Annotated in this window: 2 protein-coding genes and 2 pseudogenes; all 4 read right to left on the reverse strand. The window is 59.3% G+C overall.

Annotated elements, in window-relative coordinates:
• Window positions 1-255: pseudogene (locus E1958_RS19340) on the reverse strand (hypothetical protein); the annotation flags it as partial.
• Between the two features lie 86 nt (window positions 256-341).
• Window positions 342-782, reverse strand: coding sequence for a hypothetical protein (locus E1958_RS19345; protein ID WP_133513325.1), 441 nt, complete (start codon window positions 780-782; stop codon window positions 342-344).
• A 10-nt stretch (window positions 783-792) separates the two neighbouring features.
• Entirely contained in the window at window positions 793-1,731 is a 939-nt protein-coding gene (locus E1958_RS19350; RefSeq protein WP_133513326.1) for a peptidylprolyl isomerase, read from the reverse strand.
• 105 nt (window positions 1,732-1,836) lie between these two features.
• A pseudogene (locus E1958_RS20595) lies at window positions 1,837-2,773 on the reverse strand (hypothetical protein); the annotation flags it as partial.

Below are 2,773 nucleotides of genomic sequence, written 5' to 3' on the forward strand. Positions count from 1 at the left end.
GACGTTGAAGTCGAGTACGTCACGGGCATTGCGACCCTCGTGGATCCGGACCTTGACCACGATCGGTTTGGATTCGGTGTTGGTCAGGTTGATCAGGGTCATCCAGCCCTTGCGGGTGGTGTAATAAGGGGCGATGGCTACCTCTCCGATACCATCCTTCGCCAGATTGACCGCACCGGCATCGAAGGCGGTAACGGCCATGCCCAAGGACGCCGCGACGGCGAGGCTCAGGGGTGTTTTACGAAACGTCTTCATCAGTCAACTCTCCTGGTTTTTCAGTTCAGATTAGCGAACATAAAGAATTGGCGGAATGTCCGTGGTCAATTGCCGAGCGAAGCCGGTCACAACCCACCGCCGGGTTCAGGCACCAGATACCATTGGCCTTCGATCTTGGTCCAGTACTCCTTGCCTTCGCCACTCAGTTGCCGGAGCTCGCCCCCCACCTCGGTGGTGAAATAGATGTTGACGAGTACCTTGGCTGCCGATTCGGTCTCATCGGTGAAATCGATGCGGGCGACCTCTACCCGATCACGCCGGAGTTGTTCGCCGTAACCGCGGTAAAAGTGCTGCTGCGTAAACACCGCGCGGTAGGTCGGTGAGACGTAATTCTCATAAGCGGCATTATAGTCGCGTCGCAGTAATGCCTGCCAACGTTCCTGCACCCGTTGCCCTAGAGCGGTCTCCGGATCCGCTGCGGACCCGGGTCCCTCTCCGCACGCAATCAAGGTAAGCGCCGCAAGCCACACACAGGCCCTGGCGATCCTCAAACCATACAGGAACATCCACTTGACCTCAGTGTGAGGGCTCGACTTGTTCGAGCAGGGCCCGTATCTCATCCAGGCGTAGCGAATCGAGGTCCGGATAGGCCTGGCTACGCAGTCTGGATCGTCTCGATTTCACGTATTCCCTGCGCAAACGCGCCATCAACGCCTTACGGACCTCTTGGAACTCCGGTATTCGGCCAGGCTCGGTGTCCGCCCATTGAATCAGATGGGTTCCGTACTGAGTCCGCACCGGGGGGCTCACATCCCCCTGGCGTGGCAATGCGAATAAGGCCTCATGGAAGGGGCGCACGAATTCGTCACTCTCTTTAGTGACCCAGAGATCGATCAGGCCGCCCTGGGCGGCGGATTTCTCATCCTCGGAGAACTGATTTGCAAGCTCCGCGAAGGATGCCCCCTGGTCCAAGCGTGCCTGGAGATCCGCGATCGTAATCGGGGGTTCGCACCGGCAGCTCTCGCCCCGCGGCACTATATCCCGGATCAGGATATGGGCCGCCTTGCGCCGTTCGGGGACGGCGAAGACACCGGGATCGACGGCGTAGCGTTCCCGCGCCAGGGCCAGAAAATCCGGCGCCTCGGTGTCCTCGGCGACTACCTGCTGGCGGTCCATCAGGGCCCGAACCAGTAGCCGTTCCCGAACTACATTCAGAGCACGTCTGAACTCCGGGGCGTCATCCAAACCTATGGACTCGGCCTGTCGCGCCAGGGCCTTATCGGAGTGGAAATCGAGCACGAATTCCCGTAACCGTTCGTCACTGGCCAACAGGCCTTGACGAAACTCCGGCGGTATCTCAAGGCCCGCGAAAGAATCCGCATAATCGGCGCGCGTCAACGCCACACCACCGCCCCTGCTGAGGATGGATCCATCGGCTATCTCCTCGGGTGCTTCTACCGCCAAGACAGGCTGAAACACTGAGGTGATGGTGAGCACAAGCATCGCTGGCCGCATCGGCAATCGTCTCCCCAAAAAAATGGTGGGGCCGGGGCCGGTGGCCCCACCCATTTGTAGGAGCCAGACCATCCCCACCCGGGAATAGCCGGCATCATGGAACGATCAATTATTCCATTGCGTCCAAGTATCGGTCTTACGCGTGTAGGCGTGCGTAATGGTGCTCACATAGTTGATCGCCGGATCACCGCGATCACGACTCTTGATCATGAAACCGATGACCGGCAAGCCTTGGAACGCCGTGGCTGCCGTCCCATCATCCGTCAGGGGCAACCCGGTCTTCGCCTCGGCATCAACGGCCAGATTCAGCTCCATCCAACCCTTCTTCATAGCCAGACCACTGACATCAACCGTCTTCGCCAGGTCGGATCCGAATATCCCACTGTCCTCGCTGAACTTCAGGACGTTCGTTTCGTAGCACAACGAGTCCACTTCGGCCACTGTCACCGGGGCCGGCGAGTCGATGATGGTATCAGGGGTAGGCGCGTTCGGGGAGACCTCATCCCGATCGAAGAGCGTGAAGGTCACCTGACTGCACGACTGCCCGCTAAATTTCTCCTTGAAGGGGCGATACGGCGCCGCTAAATATTCAGCGGCCGGGGTCGCGCCAAGAGCCACATAGGCACCGCCTTTAAAATACCGGGTCTCCCAGCGGTTGTTGAGAGGGGTGGTGCCGTCCGCAATCGCCGCCTGAGTATGGGCGAACTGGTCCACATAGAAGGCTTTGGTCGGGAAGGTCACCACCCACTCGGCTTCGGTGTCCCCTTCCTTTGTCGCAGCAACCCACTCGTTGATGATGGTCGCGCGCTGGATCGTGGCGCTGAATGCATCCACGCCACGGGCCTCTCCATTGGGCTTTGTGTTGTTATAGCCAGGCACAACAAGCCCTTGCGCTTTCAGAAACGTATCGGTCGTTTTCCACACCTTGTTCGTCTTGTCGTCATACACGATGCCAACCCGCGGGTAGGCATCGTTCAGCGACGGCTCCAGGAAAACGTAGGGTTCCTGCGCTGTGATCAGGTTGCGACAAGCAGACGTCGCC

It is taken from the genome of Candidatus Thiosymbion oneisti, assembly GCF_004359955.1.
In the GTDB taxonomy this organism is placed as follows: Bacteria; Pseudomonadota; Gammaproteobacteria; order Chromatiales; family Chromatiaceae; genus Thiosymbion; species Thiosymbion oneisti.

What these genes read in the sequence shown, in the direction of transcription:
- E1958_RS19350 (WP_133513326.1), bottom strand. Translation starts at nt 1,731, where the DNA reads ATGCGGCCAGCGATGCTTGTGCTCACCATCACCTCAGTGTTTCAGCCT.
- E1958_RS19345 (WP_133513325.1), bottom strand. Translation starts at nt 782, where the DNA reads ATGTTCCTGTATGGTTTGAGGATCGCCAGGGCCTGTGTGTGGCTTGCG.